The 25,873-nt window shown below is 64.1% G+C and carries 27 protein-coding genes and 1 riboswitch; of the genes, 14 read left to right on the plus strand and 13 right to left on the minus strand.

The window, feature by feature from the left end; translation table 11 throughout:
- Nucleotides 1-35 precede the first annotated feature (35 nt).
- The 3 genes from J0909_RS07490 to J0909_RS07500 form a co-directional block, all read right to left on the minus strand.
- Nucleotides 36-1,247, minus strand: a complete 1,212-nt coding sequence (locus tag J0909_RS07490; RefSeq protein WP_207261766.1) for a bifunctional 3,4-dihydroxy-2-butanone-4-phosphate synthase/GTP cyclohydrolase II — start codon at nucleotides 1,245-1,247, stop codon at nucleotides 36-38.
- 212 nt (nucleotides 1,248-1,459) lie between these two features.
- Nucleotides 1,460-2,233, minus strand: coding sequence for a GGDEF domain-containing protein (locus J0909_RS07495; protein ID WP_207261767.1), 774 nt, complete (start codon nucleotides 2,231-2,233; stop codon nucleotides 1,460-1,462).
- Nucleotides 2,234-2,367: 134 nt separating this feature from the next.
- Complete coding sequence (locus J0909_RS07500) at nucleotides 2,368-3,081, minus strand: glycosyltransferase family 2 protein (RefSeq protein WP_286181865.1); 714 nt, start codon at nucleotides 3,079-3,081, stop codon at nucleotides 2,368-2,370.
- Between the two features lie 320 nt (nucleotides 3,082-3,401).
- Between J0909_RS07500 and lptE the strand changes: the two genes are divergently transcribed.
- From lptE to lon, 5 genes are all read left to right on the plus strand, one after another.
- Nucleotides 3,402-3,896: an LPS assembly lipoprotein LptE gene (gene lptE, locus J0909_RS07505; RefSeq protein ID WP_207261769.1), complete on the plus strand. Its 495-nt coding sequence runs from the start codon at nucleotides 3,402-3,404 to the stop codon at nucleotides 3,894-3,896.
- 13 nt (nucleotides 3,897-3,909) lie between these two features.
- Nucleotides 3,910-4,905, plus strand: coding sequence for a DNA polymerase III subunit delta (locus J0909_RS07510; protein WP_207261770.1), 996 nt, complete (start codon nucleotides 3,910-3,912; stop codon nucleotides 4,903-4,905).
- A gap of 1 nt (nucleotide 4,906) precedes the next feature.
- Complete coding sequence (gene radC / locus J0909_RS07515; RefSeq protein ID WP_207261771.1) at nucleotides 4,907-5,596, plus strand: RadC family protein; 690 nt, start codon at nucleotides 4,907-4,909, stop codon at nucleotides 5,594-5,596.
- Nucleotides 5,597-5,869 (plus strand): acylphosphatase, encoded by a 273-nt coding sequence (locus tag J0909_RS07520; RefSeq protein ID WP_207261772.1) that lies wholly within the window; start codon nucleotides 5,597-5,599, stop codon nucleotides 5,867-5,869.
- Nucleotides 5,870-6,059: 190 nt separating this feature from the next.
- On the plus strand, nucleotides 6,060-8,576 hold the full coding sequence (lon, locus tag J0909_RS07525; RefSeq protein ID WP_207261774.1) for an endopeptidase La: 2,517 nt from the start codon (nucleotides 6,060-6,062) through the stop codon (nucleotides 8,574-8,576).
- 81 nt (nucleotides 8,577-8,657) lie between these two features.
- Here the strand turns inward: lon and J0909_RS07530 are convergent, their stop codons facing one another.
- Nucleotides 8,658-9,734 carry a linear amide C-N hydrolase gene (locus J0909_RS07530; RefSeq protein ID WP_207261775.1) on the minus strand — a complete coding sequence of 359 codons (1,077 nt, stop codon included), beginning with the start codon at nucleotides 9,732-9,734 and terminating at the stop codon, nucleotides 8,658-8,660.
- 245 nt (nucleotides 9,735-9,979) lie between these two features.
- A complete protein-coding gene (locus J0909_RS07535; protein WP_207261787.1) occupies nucleotides 9,980-10,930 on the minus strand; it encodes a tetratricopeptide repeat protein in 951 nt (316 codons plus the stop codon).
- 238 nt (nucleotides 10,931-11,168) lie between these two features.
- Between J0909_RS07535 and J0909_RS07540 the strand changes: the two genes are divergently transcribed.
- The 4 genes from J0909_RS07540 (at nucleotide 11,169) to J0909_RS07555 (ending at nucleotide 14,398) form a co-directional block, all read left to right on the plus strand.
- Nucleotides 11,169-11,417, plus strand: coding sequence for an FmdB family zinc ribbon protein (locus J0909_RS07540; RefSeq protein ID WP_207261788.1), 249 nt, complete (start codon nucleotides 11,169-11,171; stop codon nucleotides 11,415-11,417).
- Between the two features lie 34 nt (nucleotides 11,418-11,451).
- Nucleotides 11,452-12,384, plus strand: coding sequence for a hydroxymethylbilane synthase (gene hemC / locus J0909_RS07545; RefSeq protein WP_207261789.1), 933 nt, complete (start codon nucleotides 11,452-11,454; stop codon nucleotides 12,382-12,384).
- Between the two features lie 189 nt (nucleotides 12,385-12,573).
- Nucleotides 12,574-12,771 (plus strand): hypothetical protein, encoded by a 198-nt coding sequence (locus tag J0909_RS07550; RefSeq protein ID WP_207261790.1) that lies wholly within the window; start codon nucleotides 12,574-12,576, stop codon nucleotides 12,769-12,771.
- Between the two features lie 125 nt (nucleotides 12,772-12,896).
- A riboswitch (cobalamin riboswitch) is annotated at nucleotides 12,897-13,057 on the plus strand.
- A 207-nt stretch (nucleotides 13,058-13,264) separates the two neighbouring features.
- Nucleotides 13,265-14,398 carry a 5-methyltetrahydropteroyltriglutamate--homocysteine S-methyltransferase gene (locus J0909_RS07555; protein WP_207261791.1) on the plus strand — a complete coding sequence of 378 codons (1,134 nt, stop codon included), beginning with the start codon at nucleotides 13,265-13,267 and terminating at the stop codon, nucleotides 14,396-14,398.
- A gap of 59 nt (nucleotides 14,399-14,457) precedes the next feature.
- On the opposite strand, the gene cobT is transcribed toward J0909_RS07555, so the two are convergent.
- Nucleotides 14,458-15,525, minus strand: coding sequence for a nicotinate-nucleotide--dimethylbenzimidazole phosphoribosyltransferase (gene cobT / locus J0909_RS07560; RefSeq protein ID WP_207261793.1), 1,068 nt, complete (start codon nucleotides 15,523-15,525; stop codon nucleotides 14,458-14,460).
- 149 nt (nucleotides 15,526-15,674) lie between these two features.
- On the opposite strand from cobT, the gene J0909_RS07565 reads away from it, so the two are divergent.
- The gene (locus J0909_RS07565) at nucleotides 15,675-16,520 is read left to right on the plus strand and encodes a WcbI family polysaccharide biosynthesis putative acetyltransferase (protein ID WP_207261795.1); all 846 of its coding nucleotides are present in this window, start codon (nucleotides 15,675-15,677) and stop codon (nucleotides 16,518-16,520) included.
- A 25-nt stretch (nucleotides 16,521-16,545) separates the two neighbouring features.
- Here the strand turns inward: J0909_RS07565 and J0909_RS07570 are convergent, their stop codons facing one another.
- Entirely contained in the window at nucleotides 16,546-17,361 is an 816-nt protein-coding gene (locus J0909_RS07570) for a class I SAM-dependent methyltransferase (protein ID WP_207261797.1), read from the minus strand.
- A 194-nt stretch (nucleotides 17,362-17,555) separates the two neighbouring features.
- Here J0909_RS07570 and J0909_RS07575 point away from each other — a divergent pair, with 194 nt between their 5' ends.
- Entirely contained in the window at nucleotides 17,556-17,912 is a 357-nt protein-coding gene (locus tag J0909_RS07575) for a hypothetical protein (protein WP_207261799.1), read from the plus strand.
- Between the two features lie 4 nt (nucleotides 17,913-17,916).
- Here J0909_RS07575 and J0909_RS07580 read toward each other — a convergent pair whose 3' ends face one another.
- From J0909_RS07580 to pyrR, 4 genes are all read right to left on the minus strand, one after another.
- The gene (locus tag J0909_RS07580) at nucleotides 17,917-18,168 is read right to left on the minus strand and encodes an Ada metal-binding domain-containing protein (protein WP_207261801.1); all 252 of its coding nucleotides are present in this window, start codon (nucleotides 18,166-18,168) and stop codon (nucleotides 17,917-17,919) included.
- Nucleotides 18,169-18,267: 99 nt separating this feature from the next.
- Nucleotides 18,268-18,870, minus strand: coding sequence for a hypothetical protein (locus J0909_RS07585; RefSeq protein WP_207261803.1), 603 nt, complete (start codon nucleotides 18,868-18,870; stop codon nucleotides 18,268-18,270).
- Nucleotides 18,867-19,403 (minus strand): homoserine kinase, encoded by a 537-nt coding sequence (gene thrB, locus J0909_RS07590; protein ID WP_207261805.1) that lies wholly within the window; start codon nucleotides 19,401-19,403, stop codon nucleotides 18,867-18,869. The genes J0909_RS07585 and thrB overlap by 4 nt, the downstream gene beginning before the upstream one ends.
- A gap of 1 nt (nucleotide 19,404) precedes the next feature.
- Nucleotides 19,405-19,947 (minus strand): bifunctional pyr operon transcriptional regulator/uracil phosphoribosyltransferase PyrR, encoded by a 543-nt coding sequence (gene pyrR / locus J0909_RS07595; RefSeq protein WP_207261850.1) that lies wholly within the window; start codon nucleotides 19,945-19,947, stop codon nucleotides 19,405-19,407.
- A 161-nt stretch (nucleotides 19,948-20,108) separates the two neighbouring features.
- On the opposite strand from pyrR, the gene J0909_RS07600 reads away from it, so the two are divergent.
- Together J0909_RS07600 and J0909_RS07605 are read left to right on the plus strand one after the other, a co-directional pair.
- Complete coding sequence (locus J0909_RS07600) at nucleotides 20,109-20,450, plus strand: IscA/HesB family protein (RefSeq protein ID WP_286181866.1); 342 nt, start codon at nucleotides 20,109-20,111, stop codon at nucleotides 20,448-20,450.
- A 356-nt stretch (nucleotides 20,451-20,806) separates the two neighbouring features.
- On the plus strand, nucleotides 20,807-21,127 hold the full coding sequence (locus tag J0909_RS07605) for an IscA/HesB family protein (RefSeq protein WP_207261808.1): 321 nt from the start codon (nucleotides 20,807-20,809) through the stop codon (nucleotides 21,125-21,127).
- A 487-nt stretch (nucleotides 21,128-21,614) separates the two neighbouring features.
- On the opposite strand, the gene J0909_RS07610 is transcribed toward J0909_RS07605, so the two are convergent.
- Both J0909_RS07610 and J0909_RS07615 read right to left on the minus strand, forming a co-directional pair.
- Nucleotides 21,615-22,853 (minus strand): phenylacetate--CoA ligase family protein, encoded by a 1,239-nt coding sequence (locus J0909_RS07610; protein WP_207261809.1) that lies wholly within the window; start codon nucleotides 22,851-22,853, stop codon nucleotides 21,615-21,617.
- A gap of 365 nt (nucleotides 22,854-23,218) precedes the next feature.
- Nucleotides 23,219-23,875: a CBS domain-containing protein gene (locus tag J0909_RS07615; protein ID WP_207261810.1), complete on the minus strand. Its 657-nt coding sequence runs from the start codon at nucleotides 23,873-23,875 to the stop codon at nucleotides 23,219-23,221.
- Between the two features lie 322 nt (nucleotides 23,876-24,197).
- Between J0909_RS07615 and J0909_RS07620 the strand changes: the two genes are divergently transcribed.
- The gene (locus J0909_RS07620) at nucleotides 24,198-25,871 is read left to right on the plus strand and encodes a sensor domain-containing diguanylate cyclase (RefSeq protein ID WP_207261811.1); all 1,674 of its coding nucleotides are present in this window, start codon (nucleotides 24,198-24,200) and stop codon (nucleotides 25,869-25,871) included.
- The last annotated feature ends 2 nt before the right edge of the window (nucleotides 25,872-25,873 follow it).

A 25,873-nucleotide genomic window follows, 5' to 3' on the forward strand; every position in this document is an offset into this window, starting at 1 on the left:
TATGTTATCGCTTCCCCAAAAGTCAACTTGGGGCCCTACTTCTCGTCCACCTTCAGCAGGTGGTGCATCTTGTCGCGCTTGGTCCTGAGGTAGCGCTCGTTGAGCTCGCACGCGCCGACTTCGATGGGCACGCGCTCGACCACTTGCAGGCCGTAGCCCTCCAGGCCGATCATCTTCTTGGGGTTGTTGGTCATCAAGCGCATCTTGGAAACGCCGAGCGCCACCAGGATCTGCGCGCCGGTGCCGTACTCGCGCATGTCCGGCGGGAAGCCGAGCTTGACGTTGGCCTCCACGGTGTCCAGCCCCTGATCCTGCAGGTGGTAGGCCCGGATCTTGTTGCCCAGGCCGATGCCGCGCCCTTCCTGGCGCATATATACCAGCACGCCCTTGCCCTCGTTGCGGATCATGCACATGGCGTCCTGAAGCTGGGGGCCGCAGTCGCAGCGCAGGGAGCCGAACACGTCGCCGGTCAGGCACTCGGAGTGGACCCTGACCAGGGTAGGGTCATCGGGATGGATGTCGCCCATGTACAGGGCGATGTGGGTCTTGCCGTCGGCTTCGGAGTAAAACGCCGCGGACTCGAAATTGCCCCAGCGGGTGGGCAGGTGCGCTTCGCCCACCTTGGTTACGGACTTGCCGTCGAACTTCATGCGGTAGGCGATGAGGTCGGCCACGGAGCAGATCTTCAGCCCGTGCTTCTTTGCGTACTTCTCCAGGTCGGGCATGCGGGCCATTGTCCCGTCATCGTTCATGATCTCGCAGATCACCGCAGCGGGCTTGAAGCCGGCCAGCCGGGCGATGTCGCTGCCGCCCTCGGTCTGGCCCGCACGGACCAGCACGCCGCCGTCCTTGGCCCGCAGGGGGAAGACGTGGCCCGGGGTGACGATGGCTTCGGGACCGACCCCGTCGGCCACGGCGGCCAGCACGGTGGTGGCCCGATCCTTGGCCGAAATACCGGTGGTAACGCCCTCGCGCGCCTCGATGGACACCGTGAAGTTGGTGCCGAAGCCGGACTCGTTTTTCTTGGTCATCAGCTCCAGACCCAGGGCGTCGGCCATATCGTTGGACATGGGTAGGCAGATGAGCCCACGCCCGTAAGTGGCCATGAAATTAATGGCTTCGGGCGTAACCGCCTCGGCGGCGCAGACCAGATCGCCCTCGTTTTCGCGGTCCTCGTCATCCACCATGATGACCATTCGGCCCTGGCGGATATCCTCAATGGCTTCTTCGATCTTGCAAAGGGACATGCTGTTACCTCGATGATGATTTACCCTGACGGGCGCGGAAAAACGCGCGCCCCTCGCCATCCGGCGGGGAACCAATGTACTTAACGTAAATGACTCCGAGGGGAAAGGGGAAAATTCAGCGCATAAAGCGTACGCATATCAGATAGTTATGAATACGCCTTGCAGGCCGCCCTTCGAAGACCGCCGTTCCCAGCGGGCGGCGGCGCGCCCCGTCACACCAGGGTCAACTGGCGTTCGCGTCCGGCCACGCGCACGAGTACCTGATTGCGGCCGTTCCGCTTGGCCTCGTGCATGGCCTGGTCCGCGGCCAGGACCAGGGCGTCCCGCACGGTCCCCCGGCCCGGACGCACCGAGGCCAGGTCGGCCACGCCGCAGGATATGGTCACCTTGATCTCCGGCCCCTCCAGGCTGATATCGTTGACCTCCACGACCATGCGTAGCTTTTCGGCGGCCTGGGCGGCCTGGGCCGCGTCCGCTTCGGGCAGGATGATCATGAACTCCTCGCCGCCGTAACGCGCGGCCACATCCGAGGTGCGGATGTTGGCGGCCAGCAGCCGGGCCACCTCGGCCAGGGCCAGGTCGCCCAGCGGGTGGCCGAAGGTGTCGTTGACCCGCTTGAAGTGATCCAGATCGACCATGATCAGGGAAAGGTTGTTGCCGTACCGCTCGGCGCGGTCGATCTCTGCGTCCAGCCGGTCGAAGAACCGGCGGCGGTTGAGCAGACCGGTCAGGTCGTCGTGAGAGGTCAGGACGGCGATCTCGTCGTAAACCCCATCGAGCAGGCGCAGGGACCTCGAAGCGCAAAACAGGGTGATGCCGAGGACCAGGATTGCGGCGGCGGGCGGAGCGGCCAGAGTCCAGGCGCGGGTCCGGAACAGGAAAACCGGGAGCAGGACGAGGACGACGGCGGCCGAGGACAGGCCGCATTGGAGCAGGAGAATCCGCCACGCCCGGTTGCGCAGGCGGGCCTTGCTGGTCTGGGGCATGCAGGGCTTCCTTTGTTCGCGAATATAGGTTGGCCGCATTGTACGCGGATCGCGAAAAAAGGAAAGAGGCGTGCGCCGCCCGGTCGGACCCGGGCGACGAACGGCCTTGGCCGCGATGCGAAAGGCGGCCCGGATCAGGCCAGGGCCAGGCTCGGCATCCGCCGGACGGCGGGCCGGACCGGCGACGCGCCGCGCTCGACGGCAAGTCCATCCAGAAGGGCCGCTTGGCGCGAGGACAAGGCCGCGCGGTCCAGGCTGCGCCCGGCGTCAAAGATGCCGACCACCTCCTCGATGACGGTCACGCTGCGCGCCCGGCGGTGCCATTCGGCCATGTTCCGGTGGCAGGAATCCGGGGCGGTCCGGTATTGCCAGCCGCCGCAACGGTCCACGACCAGGCTGCGCGACAGGCACAGGCAAAGCAGGTCCAGATTGCCCGGCCGGACCAGGGGGCCGTCGTCGCAGACCGGCAGCCAGGGCTGCCCGAGGGTAAGCTGGGCGTCGATACGGCCGATGACCATCTCGGCGTCCAAGTGACGGAGGTAGCGGCTCAGGCTGCACGGCTTGAGCACATTGTCGTCGTCCAAAAAAACGATTTTATCGCCGCCCGAGAGCTTGAGCAGGGTATCGCGCACCCCCCGTCCCCGGTTGTGGTCATTGGGCAGGCTGAAGGTCCGCACCGGGTAGGCGCAGTCCGGGGCCGCCCCCCGGGTGCCGTCGAAGCCGACGAGTATTTCCAGTTGATTGCTTTCCAGCCCGGCGAACCGGGCCGCCCTTTCCACGGATGCCACCGCGTTTTGCAGGGCGTTCGGCCGGTTTCCGGCCGTGGGCGTGATGATTGAAAACAGCATATCGCCGTCCATGGCCATAGCGTGGTCTCCCTCCCGCATCCATGCGGGGTTGACGGGGCCTACATGCCCCTTGTGATCAAATGCCGAAGGCCGGGGTGACCCGACGCTTCCCTTTATATATCGGTGGCCGGACCGTTTTGTTTAGGGCCGGCGGGTCAATTAATTTGCCGCGCCGCCTCATCGCGGCCCACGGATCAATTTTTATTTCAGCGTGATACGCAAGCGCCGCGCCCGACCGTGGCGAAACTCGCCGTCCGACGGCTGGACCTTTGCCCCGAATCCCTTTATCGTTCGACATCACTGAACCCTTGGAGAACTTGATGCCCCTGCTGCGATACACGTCGATCCTCCTGCTCCTCGCCCTGGCCGGTTGCGGCTATTCCTTCGGCGAAGGCGGCAATTCCGTGCTCAAACCCCAGTTCCGCACCCTGGCCGTGGGCGAAATCGAGAACCCGACCACCCTGTCCTGGCTCGAACCGCGCCTGCGCAAATTGCTGCGCGACGAACTGCACAACCGGGGGACCATCACCTGGGTGGACGACACGGCCAAGGCCGACGCACTGATCACCATCATCATCGACCGCTACTATCGCCCCACCGCCGTGGCGGACAAGGATGACCGTACCCGGCTCTCCACGGCCATCTTCCGATTCGACGCGGTCATCCGCTCCACCACGGACGAATCCGAGCTCTGGAGATCGGGCGAAATTGAAGAAAGCTGGCCCTTCGACTACGGCAATGGCGAAAAAGCGGACATGGAGGTCACCCGGCGCGGCATCCAGCGGCTGGCTGACCGCATGACCCAGGATTACTAGCCCCGGACGAATCATGGCGAACCGGCCCCGATATCTCTTTCTCGTCTGCCCCGACCCTCAACTGATCAAGGGCGAGGTGGACCAGCGCCTCAAGCAGTCCGGCCAGGACGGCTGGGAAACCAAGCCGTTCTGGGGCGATGACGACGATCCCCTGCCCCCGGGCTTCTGGACCGACCTGACCATCAAGTCGCTCTTTCCCCAGCCCAAGGCCCTGGTGGTCCGCCGCGCCCACGCCCTCAAGGCGGACCAGTGGGACAAGCTCGACGCCTCGGTTCGGGGCCTGAGCGCGGACATCTACCCGATCTTCTGCCTCGAAGGGGAATGGAAGGGCAAAAAGGCCCCGATACCGCCCGCCCTGTCCCGCCGCCAGCTCTACAAGAAGGCGCGTGAAGAAGGCTGGGTCTGGGAATCCGCCGGGCTCGACCAGCGTTCCCTGACCGACTTCGTCAAGGCCTGGGCCGCCAAGGCCGGACTGACCTTCGAACCGGGCGCGGGACAGGCCCTGACCCAGGCCCTGCCCACGGACGCCGTGGCCGCCCGCCTGGAGCTGGACAAGATGGAGCTGGCCGCCGGAGACGACAAGGTCGTCCGCAAGGAGCACGTCGCTCTGGTGGCTCCCACCGGCGAGATGCCCTTCTTCGACCTCATGGACGCCCTGGGGCGGCCCGGGGCCGAGGCCTCGGTCTGGAAACGGGTCATCGACGACCACGCCAAGTCCGCCAAGGACCAGATGCTCTTCAACCTCATCGGCTTCCTGGCCGGACAGGCCCGCATGTACTGGCTCCTGGCGCACGGCGGCAAGGCCGCGGGCAGCCCGTATATGCTCAAGAAGAAAGCCCCGGTGGCCCAACGCCTGGGCGCGCGCGGCATCGCCCGCATGATCGACCTGGCCATGGAGGCCGAGCTTTCCCTGAAGACCGGCGAACGCAAGTACGAGGAGGCCCTGGACATGCTCATGGCCGGGTTGATCGACCTCTTCCGGCCCAAACCCCAGACGCGCCGGTACTGATATGTCCGACACCCCCAGGGAAACGCCCCACTATATCGGCCACCGGCAACGCCTCAAGGACCGCCTCGCGGACAATCCGCGCGGCCTGGCCGACTATGAAATTCTCGAACTGCTCCTGGCTCTGACCCTGCCCCGCCGCGACACCAAGCCCATGGCCAAGGCGCTCATCGAGCGCTTCGGCTCCCTCAAGGAGTCGATCCTGGCCGAGCCCGACCAACTCGACGGGATCAAGGGACTTGGCCCGGCCGTCCAGGCCCAATGGATGCTGCTCCAGGAACTCCACGCCCGCTTGGGCGAGGCGAATGCCCGGCGCGGCCAGACCGTCAGCGACCCCGACACCCTGGCCCGGGCGGCCATGGCCCGGCTCGGGCACAAGGACATCGAAGAATTCTGGGCGGTCTTCCTGGACACCAAGAACCGGGTCATCAGTTGGGAGCGGATGAGCAAGGGCACCACCAACGCCACCGCCATTTTCCCGCGCGAGATCGCGGCGGCCGCCCTGCGGCTGTCGGCCACCAACATCATCCTCGTCCACAACCACCCGGGGGGCGGCAGCGACCCGTCCGCCGAGGACATCCTGCTCACCGCCAAGGTGGCCGAGGCCTGCGCCAGCCTCGACATCGCCGTGCGCGACCACATCATCGTCACCGATCACGACTACTACAGCTTCAACGAATTCGGGAGGCTCTAGATGCGGGAGCTGACGGCCGTGATCCAGGGAAAGGTCCAGGGCGTCTGGTTCCGAGGCTGGACCCGCGAGGTCGCCCGCGCCCTCGGCGTCACCGGTTGGGTGCGAAACCTGCCCGACGGAGCCGTCGAAGTCCTGGCCCACGGCAGCGACGAACAGCTCGACCGGTTTGAGAAAAGCCTCCGGCAAGGCCCCCCGCTGGCCCGCGTCACCGCCGTAAAGGTCCAACGCGCCATGGCCGACGCCCCGCTTTCGGATTTCAGCGTGCGCCGCTGACGCGGCGACGCCGACTCGGACCACCGCTCCCTCTCCCCGTTCCCGCTCCAGGCCGCAGCCCGGCCGTTGGCCTTCCAGTCCGGCAAGGACCAGCGGGATGAATTTACCATAATAATGGACTTGCCAACTCGGTTTGACGACATATGTAGGGTAACACCATCTGTTTGCACATGAATCAGAGGATATCCATTTGAGCCAAAAAAAGAAGAAATCCCCCATCCGTCCCTCGCACATCAAACGCAAAAAGGCGGACGTGGACATTGATAAGACCCCGAAATCCGACGCGCCCGGCAAGGACGAGGAAGACATCCCCGAAATCATCGAGGCGTTGACCACCGGCCCCGGGGCCACGTTGTTCGGAGACGGCGACGACTTGACCGGACACAATCCCGCGGACATTCCGCAGGTCCTGCCGGTGCTGGCCGTACGCGACATCGTGGTCTTCAACTACATGATCCTGCCGCTCTTCGTGGGCCGCGAAAAATCGGTCCGGGCCGTGGACGCGGCCCTGGCCGGGGACCGCTACATCCTTATCCTGACCCAGAAGGACGAGGACGTGGAGGATCCGACCCCCGACGACCTGTACATGACCGGCACGGTGGGCATGATCATGCGCATGCTGAAGATGCCCGACGGACGCCTCAAGGTCCTGGTCCAGGGACTGGCCCGCGCCAAGGTCAAACGGTTCTCGTCCAACGACCCGTACCACATCGCCGAGCTGAGCCCGATCATCGAGCCCGAGGCGGGCACACTCTCCTCCGAGCAGGAGGCGCTGGTGCGCTCCTCGCGCGAACAGTCCGAGCGCATCCTGACCCTGCGCGGCATTTCCAGCGCGGACATCATGTCCGTGCTGAACAGCGTGTCCGATCCGGGCAGGCTGGCCGACCTGATCGCCTCCAACCTGCGTATGAAGGTGGAGGCGGCCCAGAAAATCCTGGAGTGCGTGGAGCCTTTCCGGCGGCTGGAGCTGGTCAATGAGCAATTGCTCAAGGAGGTCGAGGTGGCCTCCATGCAGAACAAGATCCAGACCATGGCCAAGGAAGGCATGGACAAAGCCCAGCGCGACTTCTACCTGCGCGAGCAGATCAAGGCCATCAAGCGCGAACTCGGCGACGACGCCGACGAGTCCGAGGAAATGGAGGAGCTGCGCAAGGGACTGGCCGCGTCCGGCATGCCCAAGGAGGTCATGAAAGAGGCCTTCAAGCAGCTCAAGCGGCTGGAAACCATGCACGCCGAGTCCTCGGAGGCCACGGTCATCCGCACCTATCTCGACTGGATGATCGACCTGCCGTGGAAGAAGCTCTCCCGCGACCGGCTGGACATCAAGAAAGCCGAGGAAATTCTCAATACCGACCACTACGACCTGGAAAAGGTCAAGGAGCGCATCCTCGAATACCTGAGCGTGCGCAAGCTCAACCCCAAAATGAAGGGCCCGATCCTCTGCTTCGTGGGGCCTCCGGGCGTGGGCAAGACCTCGCTCGGGCGGTCCATAGCCCGCTCGCTGGGGCGCAAGTTCCACCGCATGTCGCTCGGCGGCATGCGCGACGAGGCCGAGATACGCGGCCACCGGCGGACCTACATCGGGGCCATGCCGGGCCGCATCATCCAGGCCATCAAGCAGTGCGGTACGCGCAACCCGGTGATCATGCTCGACGAGATCGACAAGCTCGGCTCGGATTTCCGGGGCGATCCTTCCTCGGCCCTGCTCGAAGTGCTCGACCCCGAACAGAACTTCTCGTTCACGGACCATTACCTGAACGTGCCCTTCGACCTGTCCAAGGTCATGTTCGTGTGCACGGCCAACATGCTCGACTCCATCCCCGGCCCGCTCATGGACCGCATGGAGGTCATCCGCATCCCCGGCTACACCGAGCAGGAAAAGACCGTCATCACCCGGCGCTACATCATCCCGCGCCAGATCGGGGAGAACGGCCTGAATGAAGGCGAGCTGGTCATTTCCGACAAGCTGGCTGCCAAGGTCATCCGCGAGTACACCCGCGAGGCGGGCCTGCGCAACGTGGAGCGCGAGATCGGCACCCTGTGCCGCAAGATGGCCCGCAAGAAGGCCGAGGGCGAAAAGGGGCCGTTCAAGATCACGGTGAACAACCTGTACAAGCTCCTCGGGCCGCCGCGCTTCCTGGACGACGAGAAGGAGCCGACCCTGCCCCCGGGCGTGGCGGTCGGCCTTGCCTGGACCCCGGTGGGCGGCGAAATCCTGCATATCGAGGTGACGACCATGCCGGGTAAGGGCAAGCTGATCCTGACCGGCAAGCTCGGCGATGTCATGAAGGAGTCGGCCCAGGCCGCCCTCTCCATCGCGCGCGCCCGGGCGGACCACTACGGCATCGACCCGAACTTCGCCGACAAGCTGGACATCCACGTGCACGTTCCGGCAGGGGCCACCCCCAAGGACGGTCCGTCGGCGGGCGTCACGCTGGTCACCGCGCTCATCTCCGCCCTGACCGACACCCCGATCTCGCCGGACCTGGCCATGACCGGCGAGATATCCCTGCGCGGCCGCGTCCTGCCCGTGGGAGGTATCAAGGAAAAAATCCTGGCCGCCGTGTCGCGCGGCATGAAGAAGGTGCTCATCCCGGCCCAGAACAAAAAGGACCTGGCCGAAATCCCGGACGAACTGCGCAAACGCATCACCATCAAGACCATCGAAAAGGTGGACGAGGTCTGGCCCCTGGCCAGGGCCAAGTAGCCCCCCTCTCTCCGCAACGAAAAGGGCCCGGACCGTTATGGTCCGGGCCCTGTTTTTTCCGGGCGTCGGGACGGCTGCCGCTTAGCGGGGCGTCACGTCCTTGATGGCGTTGCCCGAGGGGATGGACACGGGAATGGAGGCGTAGTCCGAGCGGGTGAAGTCAAGTTTCTTGAGGTCGATGGCCCGCAGGGTCTGATCTTTGTAGTCGGCGAAATAAACCACACGGTTGGTCAGGTCTTCGATGGCGGTCCACTGCGTATAGTCGGCGGCTTCGCCCCGGGGCGTTTTCTCCCGGCTGACGCCCGGCATGACATCGACCTGTTGCAACAGATGCCGGGCCAGGATCACGGCGTCCTTCCCGGTTTCCGGCTGGTAGGCGAAGCGCTTGAGCACGGCGGTGCGCACGAAGCGGGAAGGCGGCGTGCAGTCGCCCGGCAGGCCGAGCAGGCCGGAACCGTTGCCCGTGCCGGAAATCTTGACACCGTCCAACTCAAGCGAAGGCTGCATCATGGGCGAAAGATTGACGTAGTTGCGCAGGTTGGCCCACTGGTGGGGCAGAGGCGGCTCATTGGTCATGACGCCCAGCGGGTTGTCGTAGACGTTCAACTTGCCGTCGATCCACTCAGCCACCATGCTGTTGCCCTGCGCGTCGTGCACGGCCAGGTGCAGCACCGGGACACTGTCCAGCCCGGGGAGTTCCCGGCCCCAGACGAACATATGGGGCAGGGCTTTCTTGACTTCGGCCACGGTCTGAAAACTGCCCAGGATCCAATCCGGCACCAGGGCGACATCCAGGGCCTTTGCCTCCTGCCCCTTGGGCACGGTCTGATAGCCGACCGAGGGAAGCCAGAGAAGCTTGGCCGACAGGCCCTTTTCATTCATGCCGTCCGTGGATGCTTCTTGGCCCAGGACGGAAAAGCCCACAAAACCATACTGTTGTTTCCACTGAAAGCCCTGTTTCTTGCCCGGCGCTTCCGAGGTCCATTGTTTCCCCCGGGGGTAGACGGTCGCCTTGGCCTCAAGGTCGACGGCGAAATCCATGGAACGCCCGCCCACGACCGTGCCGTCCTTGGCCTGGATGACGAAATCCGTGCAGGCCATGGCGGGCGCGGCCATGAGCGCGAAAAGCAGAAGGAATAAGAGAATTCGGTATAGCATATGTTCTCCTTGGATATGCGGATAGGTGCCGCTCGAGACGTCGAACGGGCGCTTATGAGAACAGATACGCCGTATCAGGGGAGGATGTCGAGCCGAGAAGTCCACAACACCCCGCTTGATGAAAAACCGCCGTGTCGCGGCCGGAAAGCCGAAGGCCCCACCGCGATGCGGGCCGGGAATCATCCCGGCGCCACGCGCCCCCTCTACGGTTCGGATGCGGGCGCGTACAACCGGAACGGTGCGGGCTAGTCGTCGTCGCCGTGGCGCTTGAATTCCACGTGGCCCAAGCCGCCGGAACGGGCGCGGCCAGGCTCCACGGGGCGGCCGACCAGGGTGTCGTCGAGCTTGAGCCTGCCGGACCCTGCGGCCAAAAGCTGGCGGGCGCGGGCGGCCACGGCGGACGGCACGGGCGGCTTGGCGTAGCGGGCCAGCAACCGCTCGTCCCCCTCCAGACCGACCATGAGTTCAAGCAGGTCGTTGGCTGCGGGCAGGGACGGATTGAACTTGTGGGACTGGATCAGGTAATCCAGGGAGCTCGTCCAGTCGCCGTTCTCGTAGTGGGCCCGAGCCAGGTTGTAGAAGAGGTTCTCGTCGTCCGGGACGAACTCCAACGCGCGCAGGAAAAAGGCGATGGCCTCGTCGAACAGGCCGCACTTGCGCAGGGCGATGCCGAAGTCGTTGAACAGGAACTGGTCCTTGCCCTCGAAATCGGTCGAAATCCGGGCCAGGTCGGAGAACAAGGCGGAGGCCCGTGCAGGCTTGCCGCGCTCCAGGTAGACCAGCCCCAGGCCGAACAGGCCGTTGAACACGTGCGCGTCGATGACCGAGGCCGGGCCGTCCTCCGGGATGCCCCGGGCGCGCAGGGCCGGAACGGCCTGTGCCTCAAAGTAGGCCAGCTCGGGTGCGTAGTCCTCCACGAGTTCGTCCAGGGTGATTAATTGGACCTCGCCCACGGGCAGGTGGCGGTCGCTGAGCAGACGGCCGGCGAAATCGTCCACGCCGGTCTGCTCCACGAAACGGAAGACCTGGGTCTCGCGGATACGGCTGCTCGCGCCCATGCCCATTCTCACATGGGTGGCCGTCGAAAACACGCAACGGACCAGGCCGCCCGCCATGTAGGCCCGGCCGGACGGCCGGGGGGACGCCAATCCGCCGTCCCCGTTATCGAGATGCAGGGCAAAAAAATCGTCTTTCATGAATCCTCGGCTGCGGCTTTAACGGAGCAAAAGACCCCGAGTTCACACAATCATCTTCTTAGCCGGGTGCGGGGCGCGGTGTAAAGGCCGGATTTAGCGCTCCGGGGGGTGGACACCGCGCGATGCGGACTTACCTTATGGCCGGCCGGGGGCGACGTTGCCAGTCCGGTCCTTTTCAGCTATGGAAACCCTCTGCCGGGAACGTCCGGCCCATCACAACACCATTTCGGAGCACGCCATGCCCATTTTCGAATACAAGTGCAACGCATGCGGCAACGAATTCGAGGAACTCGTCTTCGACCGCGACGACTGTCCGCCCTGTCCCAAATGCCAATCCACCGACACCGGCAAGCTCATGAGCGCCGTTCGCTCCAAGGTTGGCGGTTTCCGACCCGACACCGGGGGCGACTCCGGCCCGGCCGCGCCCAGCGCGCCCTCATCCGGCTGCGCGGGTTGCTCCGGCGGCAACTGCTCCAGTTGCGGCTAGCGTTCTCCTTTCACAGATCAAGGTTACATACAGCATGAAAAAGCTCACCATCGCCACCCGAGGCTCCGCCCTGGCCCTGTGGCAGGCCAACCACATCAAGGACCGGCTTGAGGCCGAACACCCCGGTCTGTCCGTGGACCTGCTCAAGATCAAGACCAGAGGAGACAAGATTCTGGACGTGCCGCTGGCCAAAGTCGGCGGCAAAGGACTCTTCGTCAAGGAGATCGAGGAGGCGCTGCTCGACGACCGCGCCCAGTTGGCGGTCCATTCCATGAAGGACGTGCCCACCGAACTGCCCGAAGGCCTGGAAGTCGGCATCATCCCCGAACGCGAGGAACCCACCGACTCCCTGCTCTCGGTCAAGTACGACGGCCTCAAGGGGCTGCCCCAAGGCGCGGTGGTCGGCACTTCGAGCCTGCGCCGCCAGTCCCAGCTCTGCGCCCTGCGCCCGGACCTCAAGATCGAAACCCTGCGCGGCAATCTGGACACCCGGCTGAACAAGCTGTTGAACGGCGATTACGACGCCATCGTCCTGGCCACCGCCGGGCTCAAGCGGCTGGGCATGTCCGCGCCCAAGCAGGAAATCCTGGGGCCGCCGGAGTTTCTGCCCGCCGTGGCCCAAGGCGCGCTCGGCATCGAGTTCCGCTCGGCCGATGATGAGGTGCGCGGCCTGCTCGCCTTCCTGGACCACGCTCCCACCCGCTATCAGGTCCTGGCCGAACGGGGCTTCCTGACCGGGCTGGACGGAGGCTGCCAGGTGCCCATCGCGGCCTGGTCCGAGATTGAAGGCGAGACCCTCCAGCTGACCGGCTACGTCGCGGAGGTGGACGGCTCCACGCCCATCCGTCGCACGGTCGAAGGCAACGTTCGCCACGCCTGGGACCTGGGCATGATCCTGGCCGGGCGGGTGCTCGAAGCGGGCGGCAAGGCCATCCTCGACGAGGTCTACGCCCGGGAAACCAAGTAGCCGAAGCGACAACGACGATTCTACCATCGATAAATATTTGCATTTCTTTATATGAAAAAAGTCAACAAGATAAAATTGTTAGGTGAGCGCCAGCCGCGCGGACCGCTCAAAGCCCTAAAGGTTTCCCAATATTCACCGATAAAAGCGGCAAGAAATATGTTCAATGCTCCATGGAAGGAGGTACGAATCATGGAAATTGCCGGTTTGGAAACCCAGGGCCCGAATCTGTCCGAACAGATCAAGTCAATTCGCAAGGTTCGTCTCCAGCGCGAGGTGCTGGAGAATCCCGAGGTGGCCCGCGAACTCGTCAAGGTCGAGTCCACGGGCACATACAACACTCGAGGCGACATCGTTCAAGCCGTCTCCACCGACTTGGGGGATGCGTAGTGCGCACCGACTCATCCAAAGAATAAGGGCCGACCGGAAATTCCGATCGGCCCTTATTTTTTGGATGACGCCCGTCAATAGGCACGAACGGCCCCCTTGACAGTCTTTGCGCTTCACTATATCAATATATATAGATATAGTAAGACAAGAAACGGAAAGCGGTGAGAATCCGCTGCGGACACGCCACTGTAACCGATATTGCCCGGCCGAAGCCACTGCCCACGAGGCGGGAAGGCGAGGCCCGCACGGGCCGGGAGTCAGGAGACGTCTTGTCACGACAGCCGACGCGAGGTCGGCGGAAGGGGCGGCTCCGTGTATGGGCGGTCCCCGAAAAAGTCGATGAAAACCATCCGTCAGCTTCCGCCCCCGACGCGCGGAAGCCCGTTCCCGTCTTGCGGCTTACCCTGATGCCGCCCCGGCATGCCGCCGTCCGCAAGGATCGGCACGCAATCGGGGTCCATGTCCGACAACTCAAGACAAAAAGGAAAAGACCATGACCAAAACATTCGCATCCGCCACGACCCGCGATCTGCCCCCGTTCCGGGCGGACCACGTCGGCAGTTTCCTGCGCCCGGAATCCGTCAGGACCGCCCGTCTGCGCCTGCAGGCCGGGGAAATATCCGAAGACGACCTGCGCGCCGCGGAGGACGCGGCCATCCGGGACCTGGTGGAGAAACAAAAGGCCTGCGGCCTGCGGGCCGTCACGGACGGCGAATTCCGCCGCAGTTGGTGGCATCTGGACTTCTTCGCCGGGCTGGACGGCCTGCGGAAAAAGACGACCAGCACGGGGTTCGCCTTCCACGACGTCCACACCCGGGCGGAGAGCGTGGAGTTGGTGGATGAAATCCGGTTCGGCGCCCACCCCATGCTGGAACATTTCGCCTTCCTGCGGGATTGCGCCGGAACCCACACGGCCAAGATGACCATCCCCTCCCCGGCCATGCTTCACTTCGTGCTGGCCGTCCGGGACGAGCGGTTCGCCCGGCCCGCCTTTTACCCCACGGAGAACGCCTTCACCGAGGGCATCGTCCAGGCGTACCGCGACGCCGTGGCCGCCTTTTACAACGCGGGATGCCGCTACCTGCAATTGGACGATACCAGTTGGGGAGCCCTCTGCTCCGTCGAACAACGGGCGGCCATGCGAGAACGGGGCATAGACCCCGACGGGCTGGCCGAACGATATGTGGACATCCTCAACGCGGCCATAGCCGAACGCCCGGCCGACATGACGGTGACCATGCACATCTGCCGGGGCAACTACCGCTCCACTTGGTTTTCCAGCGGCGGATACGAGCCGGTGGCCCCGCAACTGTTCGCCAACGGGCGCCTGGACGGCTTCTTCCTCGAATACGACACGGACCGCGCCGGGGACTTCGCCCCCCTGCGGCACATCCGCGACCAGCAAGTGGTTCTGGGGCTTGTTTCCTCCAAGACCGGCGAGCTGGAAAAGGCTGAAGACGTGCTCGCGCGCATCGACGAGGCGGCGGCCGTCGTCCCCATCAACCAACTCTGCCTCAGCCCCCAATGCGGCTTTTCCTCCACCGAGGAAGGCAACACGCTGAGCGAGGAACAACAGTGGGCGAAAATCCGTTTTATCACGGAACTTGCCGCAACGGTCTGGAAATAGGTAAAGACCTCGCCCCGCTCCGGCCGTTGGCCGGGGCGGGGATTCCGGGCGGCCGGGGCCTACCGGCTCTCGGACACGCCCGCTGAAGCGAAGGTGGCCATCTGGTTGAAGACGTTGGCGGCGGCGCGGACCAGGAACATGGCACAGGCCGCGCCGGTGCCCTCGCCGAGGCGGAAGCCGAGGTGAAGGTAGGGAGTGACGCCCATGGCGCGAGTGACGGCGGCATAACCGGGCTCGGCCGAGGCGTGACTGAGCAGGCAGTAGTCCTTGACCGCCGGGCGGATCTTCCAGGCCGCCAGGTAGGCGGCGGTGGAGATGAAGCCGTCCACGCAGACGAGCTGGTGATTTTTGGCCCCGCCCAGGACCAGTCCGGCCAAAGCGGCGATTTCGAGCCCGCCCAGGGCGGCGAGAATGTCCACGGGATCGCCGGAAGCGACGGCCGCCTTGTTGGCTTCAAGCCCGCGCCGGATGACGGCGGTCTTGGCCGGGAGATTCGCCGGGTCCAAGCCCGCGCCGGGACCGGTCAGGCTCGCCGGGTCCAAGCCGAGATAGGCCGCGTACAGGGCCGTGGACGGCGTGGTGTTGGAAATGCCCATGTCGCCGGTACCGAGCACCTTGACGCCGTCCGCGTGGGCGCGGTCGGCCAGGGACACGCCGAGAAGCAGGGCTTCAAGGCACTGTTCGCGGGTCATGGCAGGGCCTTGGGCCAGATTGGCCGTGCCGGGCGCGACCTTGGCCTGGATCAGGGCCGGATGGTCGTCAAACGGGCCGCCGCAGCAACCCGCGTCCACCACGAAGAGTTCGGCTCCCACGGTCTTGGCCAGGACGTTGATGCCCGCGCCGTCGGCCAGAAAATTGAGGACCATCTGGCGGGTGACCTCCTGGGGGTAGGGCGACACGCCCTCGGCATTGACCCCATGATCCCCGGCCACGGTATAGACCCGCATGGGATCGGACTGGGGCGGCTGCCCGCCCTGGATGAGGTAGAGCTGCAAGGCCAGCTCCTCAAGTCGGCCAAGGCTGCCCACGGGTTTGGTCAGGTTGTCGATATGGGCCTGGCCCCCGGCTTCGGGGGTGCGGTCCACAGGGGTGATTTCATCGAGTATCCGCTTGAATGCTGCTTCCATGGGGCGTTCCTTGGTGGTTATTTTTCAGTCCGGGAGGCATACACCGGCCAATAGGCGGCTGTAAACCCGCAAGGCCCGTTGCGCCGTCGCCGATTACATGCTATCCATATGAAAAGGTTCGGCAATTTATCTCAACTTTGAGGACATCCATGGCCCGGGAACTCTGCCTTATCCATGCCAACTGCCAGGGCGAACCGCTCCAGGCGCGACTGGACTGCTGTCCGGCGTTCCGCGAACGCTACGAATGCCGCCTGTATACCAACTACGTGCGCGAGCCCATTCCCGAAGCCGACCTGACCCGCTGTTCGCTGTTCCTCTACCAGTACCTCGGCCCCACCTGGGGCGAACTGGCTTCGGAAACGCTGATCGGCAAACTGCCGGATCATGCCCGCGCCCTGTGCGTGCCGAACATGTTCTTCAAGGGCTACTGGCCCACCTGGTCGGGCCGGGCCGGGTTCGACTACCGCTGCGAACTGCTCGACGGCTACATCGACGCAGGGCTGACCGCGGACGAGGCCACCCTGCTCTACCTGCGCGCCAATCTGGTCACCAAACTCGACCTGGCGGCGCTCCGAGAAGGGAGCCTGCGCCGAGAGCGCGAACGCGAGGCCCTCACCCCGGTCAAGTACACGTCGCTCATCGAGGAATTCCACGGACGCGAGCAGCTCTTCAACACGGTCAACCATCCCGGCGCCCGGCTCATGGACCATGCGGCGCGCGGCGTGCTGCGCGAACTCGGTCTGCCCAGGCCGGACGCCGACGCCCTGGCGGCCCTCGGCGACCCGTTCCCGGAATTCGAACAGCCCATCCACCCCTCGGTGGCCACCTTCTTCGGTTGGGACTTCGCCGGACCGGGGCGACGATACAAGGTCTACGGCCGCCGGATGACTTTCGCGGCCTGGACCGCCAACTACGTTTATGCCCGCAGGCACGGCGTCACCGACTTCATCGGCTTTCTGCAAGGGGACATCCCCGCCCAACTTCACGAGATCTGACGGATGCCCCCGCCGGCCTGCGCGGTCAGGACGGCTTGCGGGCCGTGACCAGGGCCATGTCGCCACCGGGCTGAGGCCAGTCCGGGTGAACGGTCACGCCGCAAAGGCCCGCCTCGCGGAGCAGGGCCGCCATCTCCTCCCCGGTCCACGCCTTGGTGGTGGAGCGGTAGCGCAACGGCTCCGTCCGGCCCTCCACGCGCACGAAAAAACGCTGTTGGGCCACGCCCTCCTCCTCGAACCAACGGTTTTCGGTCAGGCAGACGTAGGGGGCGTCCGCGAACAGCCCGCCCCCGGGGGCGCGGACCTCGCTGTCGGCCCCCCGGCCCACGTCGCGCACGGCCGCGAAACGCTGCCGCTCGACGAGCAACAGGCCACCGGGAGCAAGGGCGTCGTGCGCCTTGGCCAGTAAGGCGCGGGCCTGGGCCGGCGGGAACACGTTGAACTCGCCATATAACATCATCACCAGGTTGAAGGGGCCGCCAAAATCCGCCTCGGTCACGTCGGCCAGGCGAAATTCCCCGTTGGCCGGTCCGTTGCGCCGGGCGTGGTCGATGGAGGCCGGGCTGAAGTCCAGCCCCACATACCGGGCGCAGCGCGAAGCCAGGATTTGGGCGTACAGGCCGGGGCCGCAACCGAGGTCGAGCACGGTGGGCTTGGGCACCGGGAAATGGTCCGCTATCCAGGCCGACTGGGTCTCGACGAACGCCCGCTTGCGGCTGGCCAGGTCATGCGCCTGGGACAGGTGTTCCTTGAGGATGCGCGCGCTGAACGCGGGATCGTTCCAGGGAATCTTGTAGCCGTCGCCCCATAGGGACGAGATGTCACACGACCTAGTATTCATGACTCGCTCCGAGTGCGGGGGAATGGGGATCGCCGGACGCGGCGACAGGGCAAAACCGTTTGGCGCGGCCAAGAGCGCACGATCATGGGGGTAGCCCCGAGTGAGCCCGTCGTCAACCCGGCCCGACATTGAACATCAAGTTTTATCGAGAGACGTCCGATAGGAACTGTACGCGACCATCACGGAGGAAGGTCATGTACATAGAAATGGACACCACGCAAATCGAGGGCGGTTCGATCTTCGAGCCGTGGCCCGAAACGGCCGAACAGGAACCGGGACAGGCATGGCCCGGCGACACCATCGAAATATCGGACGAGGCCATCCGGGCCTTCCGCGAGGCGGCCATCGAGCCCATCAAGCACGGCACCTTCACCCTGGACCGGCTGGAGGCGCGCATCAACGTGGTCCGCGCCGAGATCGTCCACATCTGGGATTCCGCACTGCCCGACGACGAAAAGGAACTCCAGATTTCCGCCCGCCAGAATGAGATAGCCCTGCTCCAGGCGGGCCAGTTCACCTTCGCCAAGGCGGGCTTTCCGCTGTCGGTCTGAGCGCCTACGGCTTGCAGACCTTGCACGGCCGGAAACCGGCTTCCAATGCGGCCTGCCGCGAGACGAAGACCACGACGCAATGTTTGCAGTTGTAATACCGGCAACCCGGTCGATGAAAGATGCGCGAATTGCGGTTGCCGTGGTACTCGCCCGCCGCCACGGACGGAAATGCCGCCACGGGCAAAGGCCGTTCGTCGGCCGCGGCTCCGACGGCCAGCGCGAGCAACAGGGCGATGCAGACGAGCACTTTCCTCATGATTTTCCCCTACTCCCGGAAGCGGAAAAAATCCAGACCACGCAAAAAAAGGCCGCCGGAACTCCTTCCGACGGCCTTACCCGCTTCGCCTGCGGGGAATTATTTCAATCGCGGCGGTCCGATGATGATCATTTCGGCGATGGTATGGTCCACTTTCGGCAGTACGCGCAGGTTCTTGCCCACGAACTGCATCTCCAGCATGACCAGGTCCCTGTAGAGGGGGGTGCGGTCCACAAACGGAACCTCCTCCATATCCCCGGTCAATTCCTGGCAGCGGTAGCAGCCGGGAAAGCGGACTTCCTGCCCCGTGTTGCGGGTCAGCAGATTGGGCACGCCGTGCATGCGGCAGATCATCAGCCGATGGTCGTACAGGCCGCAAATGCCCTGCTTCTCGTCGATGTTCAGCGGACACATGATGTGCGGACGCTCACCGCGCGCCAGGGCGAGCTGGGCCCGGTCCACGTAGTCCCGGGCGCGCTCCCTGATCGCTTCGAGGCGGTCGGCCGGAAGGCGGTTCAGCCCCTCCCACATATAGGCCCACTCCACGTAGGTGTGGTGCTGGAAGAAGGACAGGCAGCAGTTGTCGCCACAGCCGTCGCAGGTCATGCCGATGGGTCCGGCCACCTCGTCGTAGCGGACGACCATCTTGTCGTATATGGCGGCCAGCTTGCGGAAGGCGGCCTTGGGAGTCAGTTTGTTCATGCGATCTTGATATGTTGGAGTATCTGGTCCACGCACTCCTCGGGAGCGCATTGGTCCGTGCGGACCGTCAGGTCGGCGGCCTTGCGGTACAACGGCAGCCGTTCATTGTACAGGTCGCGCATGGTCTTGCCCGGGCCGATGGCCAGGCCGCGATTCTCGCCGTCGCCCACGCGCTCGAAAAATGTGGTCTCGTCGATGTCGAGCAGGACGACCGGGCCGAGTTCCTTGAGACGCTGAACGGCCTCGGGGCCATAGATGACCGAGCCGCCCGTGGATATGACCGTGCGCGTCAGGGTCAGCTCCGAAACGAGCCGTTCCTCGATGCGCAAAAAATCCTCCAGGCCGTATGTGTCCATGATCCGCTGAAGGGAAAGCCCGTAATAGGACTCCATGTAGCGGTCCGTGTCGAGCTGGCTCCAGCCGAGCCGCCGGGCCAAAAGCCCGCCCAGGGTGGACTTGCCCGCCCCGGCCATGCCCACCAAGGTGATGCACGGCCGCTTGACCTCCTCGCGCTGGATCGGAGTGAAGGACATCCTACTCGCCCCGTACCAGGCAGACCCGATCCTCGCCGTCGCGCTCGGTCACCAGCACGTTGACGTGTTCATCGCCCAGGGTATCCACCTTTTTGCCCACATAGTCCGCCTGTATAGGAAACTCGCGGTGTCCCCGGTCCACCAAGACCAACAGCTCCACCCGCTTGGGGCGGCCGTAGTCGAGGATGGCCTCCAGCGCGGCCCGGATGGTCCGGCCGGAATAGAGCACATCGTCCACCAGCACCATGGAGGTGCCTTCCACCTCGAAGCCGATCTCCGAACAGTTGATGGTCGGGGCCAACTCCAGATTGGTGGTCCAATCGTCGCGGTACAGGTTGATGTCCAGCTTGCCCAGGGGGATCTTGCGGCCCAGCCGCTCGTCCAGCAGCTTTTTCAGCCGTTCGGCCAGATCCGCGCCCCGGCGCTGGATGCCCAGGATGGCCAGGGACGCGTCGTCGCCCCGGCGCTCGTATATCTCGATGGCCAGCCGTTCCAGGGTCCGGCTCATCTCCTTTTCGGACAATATGGTACCGCAGTCTTTCATCATCTCGGCCTCACAGGGCTTGGCGGTTGAAGGAACGTAGAAAACTAGCCCATCCCCCATGTACGGTCAACTCCGCCGCCGACCATGGACAGTTTCGATTTGACAAAGGATGTTATTGATCTTACCTCTTCATTCCCCGACCCAAATTAGGAGGCATTATAATGATTGAAGTCACCGATGCTGCCCGGAAGCAGCTCGAAGGCTACTTCCAGGAAAAGGAAGCGACCCCCATCCGCGTGTACCTCGCGGCGGGCGGCTGAGCGGGCCCGCGCCTGACTTTGGCTCTGGATGAGCCTAACGACAAGGACGAGGTGTCCGAGGCCGGTGGATTCACCTTCCTCGTGGAAAAGGACCTGCTGGCTCAGACCGGCGATATCAAAATCGACATGACCTACTACGGATTCGTCGTGGAGTCCCAGAACCCGGTCAGCGGCGGCGACAGCTGCTCCTGCTCCTCATCGAGTTCCTGCTCCTCCGCCGGTTCCGGCGGCTGCGGCTGCTAGCCGGCGACAAGCGGCGATCCGCCGCGCCGGGAGAATTGTCGGCGAGTCTTCGAGCCGTACACACCCCTGCGCCCCGGATGGATAACAAAAAGCCCGGACCATCGCGTATGTTCAATACGCTTCGGTCCCGGGCTTTTTTTCGCGTCTTGCGGGGAAGCTTCCCGCCGTTCGGCCCGCCTCCGTCCGGAAGCCGGGTGGTCGTCGCACGGGTCGTCGGAACAAAATTTCGGATTTTTTTGGGCGGGATTTCGGCAGGTTGAGGTGGTTTCCAAAGATCTTGCATCGTTTTTCTCTTTACATCGAATAGAGTATCCTTATTGTCTTGGGTAACGAAACCCACCCCAGGAGAAAACGACATGATTACAGTTACCGAATCGGCTCTGAACGAACTGACCAAATATTTCGAGGATAAGGATGTGCAGCCCATCCGGGTGCATCTGGCCGACGGCGGTTGCTCCGGCCCGCGCCTGTCCCTGGCCCTGGACGAGTTGCGTGAAGGCGACAAGTCCGTGGAGCAGGGAGACTTCACCTTCCTGATCAACGAAGAACTGGTCCAGGCTTCGGGCGCCGTGTCCATCGACATGACCCCCTACGGCTTCCAGGTCTCCTCCGAAAACCAGATCGGCGGCGGGGGTTGCGGATGCTCCTCCTGCGGCACCGGCTCCTGCGGCTGCTAGCCCGCAACGACGCCATCCGCCACGTCGCGGAAAAAGCCCGGACCCTCGCGTATTGCAATACGCTTCGGTCCCGGGCTTTTTTTGCGTCTTGCGGCTGACGGGACCACTCCCAAAGGCCGATCGGCCAGAACGCGGGCCGAACGGGGCGGCCGGTGCTTTCCGATCGGAAAGGCCTCCCCGCTACGTCCTTCGGCTTTCAAACGGGAAAGCCCCCATCCACCCTGGAACGCCTTCGGGGCCCAGCCTGCACCCGGGCAGCGGCTCACAAGCTCACCCCTTCGCACCCGCGCGCCGCCAAGCTTGGGCGGAGGGGACGGATACGCATCTCCCGAGGGGAGAGCGACCGCAGTGTCCCCCGCGTGCATGAGCCCCCCCGGGAAGCGTGCGGACACCCGCTATCGCAAGCCGCGCCACAAGAAAAAGGGCGGTGCTCGCATGGCACCGCCCACTTCGATTAGGACCGCAATCCCGGCCCTGACAGCCGGGTTTAATCGAAAGTTCTTTCATTGACGAGACGGGGGGCATCCTCCGGCAGCGTGCCGGGAACGCAGGTCTCGACGACAGGTCGCAATTTCATCGAGGCCTGGAAGTCGGCCTCAAAGCTTTCCGTATCGAAAGGTTGCGCCGTTTCGGCCACAACCACAATTACGTCGTTGTCATTAACACGTTTGACCTGAATCTGCCAGCCGGAAATGGCCGGGAATCGAGAAAAAACCACAGCGGCCTGACCAGGGTAGACGAACTGGCCCTTGACCTTGGCCGTATCGTCGGCCCGGCCTTTCCATCCGGCAAGTTTTCTGGCCGTGCGCCCACACGCGCATGGCCCCAGGTCCATGGACGACAGGTCGCCCGTGGCCAGGCGGACCAGCGGATAATCGGTGAAAAACGGGGTGACGACCACCTCGCCCACCTCGCCGTCGGGCACGGGCAGGCCGGTGTCCGGGTCGCATATCTCCACGTGCCGGTAGTTGGACAGGTGCATGCCGCCGAGTTCCCGGCACTCGTAGGCGATGCAGCCCACATCCGCCGTGCCGTATCCTTGGCGGACGGTGATGCCGAACATCGCCTCCAACTCGGCGCGCAGGCTTTCCGACAGCGGCTCGGCCGCCACATAGGCCTTCTCCAGATGGAAATCCTCCAGCGGATCGAGCCCGGTGGCCACGGCCCTTTCGCCGATGATCTTCAGGTAGCTGGCCATGCCGATGAAGGCGTTGACCGGCAATCGGGTCAGCAGCTCGATCTGCTCGCCGGTGTTGCCCGGACCGGCCGGGACGACCGCGCAGCCAATGTCCCGCAACGGCTCCTCGAACATATGTCCGGCCGGGGTCATATGGTAGGAAAAGGTCATCTGCGCAAGGTCTCCGGGCCGGAAGCCCGCCGCGAAAAAGCCCTCGGACCAGGCCCAGTAGTCCGGTTCGCGGCCCTCGGGATCATAGATCGGGCCGGGCGACTGATAGATGCGCGAAAGCTCCCCGGGCCGGACGGCCAAAAACCAACCTATGCCATGCTCCCGCTGCCATTTGACGACATCCTTCTTGCGCAGAGGCGGGATCTTGGCGTAGTCGTCCCAGTCCTTGAAATCCTTGGCGCACGCCCCCAGGCTCCGCAGCCGGGCCTGGAACTCGCCCGAAGACCGCTCCGCCGCCATGAGCACGTCCTTCACGCCTTTCCACTTGCGCTTCATCCGCTTCTCGCGCGGCTCCGTTTCATATTCGGTATAGTACATGGATGCGCCCCCGAATCCCGTTGGAAAATTGTCGTCGCGCCGTCGCGTACGGAACGGTCCGCCCGGCTCTGTTCTTGTCACGCTACGACAGATGCGCTGTTTTTTCCACCACTCTCCGCGTCCCGCTTTCCACAGGAAATTCCGGCGAGCCGTCCATGCGAGGGGAGCGTTTCCAGAACCGGTCCGGGGCGCGCGGGGTTCCCGCGCCACGAAAAAAGGCGCGGCCTCAAGCGAAGCAACGCCTTTGTAGACAAGGGGGGCAAGCTGGCCCCGTTCTATCACGGCCAGGAAACCCGAGGTTCCCGCCGGCCTTCGTGCGGTCCGCCGGTAAAAGCCGAAACGCGCCCGGACCAGGCCGATCGGACCTAGGTCCACTCCTCCTCGAAATCCACGGCAGTGACCACCTTATAGCCCCGGTCCTCAAGCGCGGCGGCGACCAGGGACGGGTCCTCGGCGTCCATACGGACGACCACGACACGGCGCCCGTTGTAAAAGAAGGTGCCGGTGGAAATGATGGAAATCTTCATGTTGGCGATGACCCCGGCGACCTCGTAAAGCACGCCGGAACGGTCCTCGACCTCAAGGGTCAGGCGGCTGCCGCCCTCACGGTAGCCCATCTGCTCGGCCAGGACGTCGAGCATGACGTTGCGGTTGATGTAGCCGATGAGTTCACCGTCGGCATCGACCACGGCCAGCCCGGCAAGGTTCATCTCGTACATCATGTCGGCCGCGCCCTCGATCTCCGTCTCCGGGGCCACGGTCTTGATGTCCGTACGGTAGATCTTCTCCACCGTGAGCTTGCTCATCAGGTAGGTGATCTCATGTTTCTCAAGGGAAGTCATGATGCTGGGCAGGGCCGCTGAAACATCTTCCTTGCGCACGTAGCCGACCAGCTTGCCTTCGTCGTCCACCACCAGGAGCATCCAGAGCTTGTTGTCCTCAAGCTGTTTCTGGGCGTCCTTGACCAGCGTCTGGGGGGTGACCTTGACGAAGTCGCGAAGCATTTTCAGTCCGACGTACATGAATTCCTCCTTGGCAGTGCAGCGCATGCTCTGTGTTGCATAAATGACATGTATTCGTCCCGGCTGGATACACGTTTTCCTTGCATGGCGCAATTCAAACCGTGCCCGGCGCGCCGCGCCCGGCGGTTTCCCGACAGCCCCATCAAACGGCGAGCACATACGAAATAGCCTGTTTTAACGAGAGGGATACGATATCGACGACCGAAAGCCACCCGTTTCGAACCCTGGCCAGCGGGGCAACACCGCCTCGGCACTTGACTTTTCTGATTTCCAAGGCACAGTTATAAGGGGGAAAAATGGAGCGGGCCACGGGAACGGGCACATGACTTTCAAGATCAAACACCGAAACGCCGAGGGCGCGAAGGACGAGGAAAACCACCTGGTCGTCCTTGGCGGCATGCGCATATTTCTTGTTCTCACACTGGTCGTCGGAGCCCTGCTCTTCGGCGGCGGGATGCTCATCTACCACACCGAGCGGGAAGACTTCCTCGAAAGAATCCGTTTCTCGGAACGCAGTGCGATAGCCTTGCAAAGCTCGGCCATGGCCCGGGAGCTGGACCGCATCGTGGCCGACATCCTGTACCTGTCCAAACAGAACGAACTCACCCTGCATCTCGACACCGGCGACCGGAAGGCGATCCGGGACATGGGCCGGGAATACGAGCAACTGGCCAAAAACCGCCCGAACTACGATCAGATCCGCTACATCGACGCCAAGGGCGTGGAGCGGGTCCGCGTCAACCATCGCGACGGCCAGTCCCGGGTCGTGCCCCTGGCGGAGCTTCAGGACAAAAGCGACCGGTACTACTTCAAGCGCTGCATCCCCCTGGCCCGGGGAGACATCTACCTCTCCCCCCTGGACCTCAACGTGGAAAACGGAGTGATAGAACGCCCGTTCAGGCCCGTGTTGCGCATCGGCACCCCGGTCTTCGATACTTCGGGCCGCAAGCGGGGCATCATCCTGATCAACTACAACGCCCAGGCCCTGCTGGACCGCATCCACCGCGCGAGCTACCCGGCCGAGGGCGGGTGCATGCTCATCAACTGCCAGGGCTACTGGATCCTGAACCCGGACAAGAGCAAGGAATGGGGATTCATGTGGCCGGAGATGCGCGACGTCCGCTTCGACAAGGAACTACCCCTGGAGTGGAAACGGATACTGGACGAAGAGCACGGACAGTTCCGCACCGGCCCGGGCCTGTTTACCTTTTCCGTCGAACGCCCCCTGACGGAGATGCAGGCATTCAGCCTGCATCTGCACGACCCGACCGAAACCATCTTTGAAGCGAGGCATGAATCGCCCCGCTTTTGGGTCCTCGTCTCCCTGGTCCCCCCCGCCATCCTCGACGAACAAGCCCACTCTTTGCTCTTCAAGCTGCTCATGAGCGGCGGCCTGCTCTTCGCCTTGATGACCTTCGGCGCCTGGCATTTGGCCCTGGCCATATCCCGGCGCCAACTGTACCAGAAACAACTCGAGGCAGCCGCCCTGTTCGACGCCCTGACCGGGCTGCCCAACCGCAAGCTCTTCTTCGACCGTCTGGAGGCGGCCCTGACGCTGAACGCCCGGCACGAACGCAGGCTGGCCCTGCTCTATATCGACCTGGACGGCTTCAAGTCGGTCAACGACACCATGGGACACGACGCGGGCGACGAACTGCTCAAGCAAGTGGGCACCCTGCTGTCCGGCACGGTGCGCCAATCCGACACCGTGTCCCGGCTGGGCGGCGACGAATTCGCCGTGCTGCTACACGAGGTGGCCAACGTGGAGGCTGCGGCCCTGGTGGGTGAGAAGATCGTGTCCGTGCTGCACGAGCCCATCCAGCTCAAGGCCGGTTCGACGACCATCGGCGCCAGCGTGGGCGTGGCCGTGTACCCGGAGCACGGCGATTCCGCCGAAACCCTGATTCGAAACGCGGACCAGGCCATGTACGTCTCCAAATCCAAGGGCAAGAATACCTGCACCATGGCCGGTTCACCGCGCCATGCGAACGCCTGACC

The sequence above is a fragment of the Desulfovibrio sp. Huiquan2017 genome (genome assembly GCF_017351175.1).
Classification (GTDB): Bacteria; Desulfobacterota; Desulfovibrionia; order Desulfovibrionales; family Desulfovibrionaceae; genus Pseudodesulfovibrio.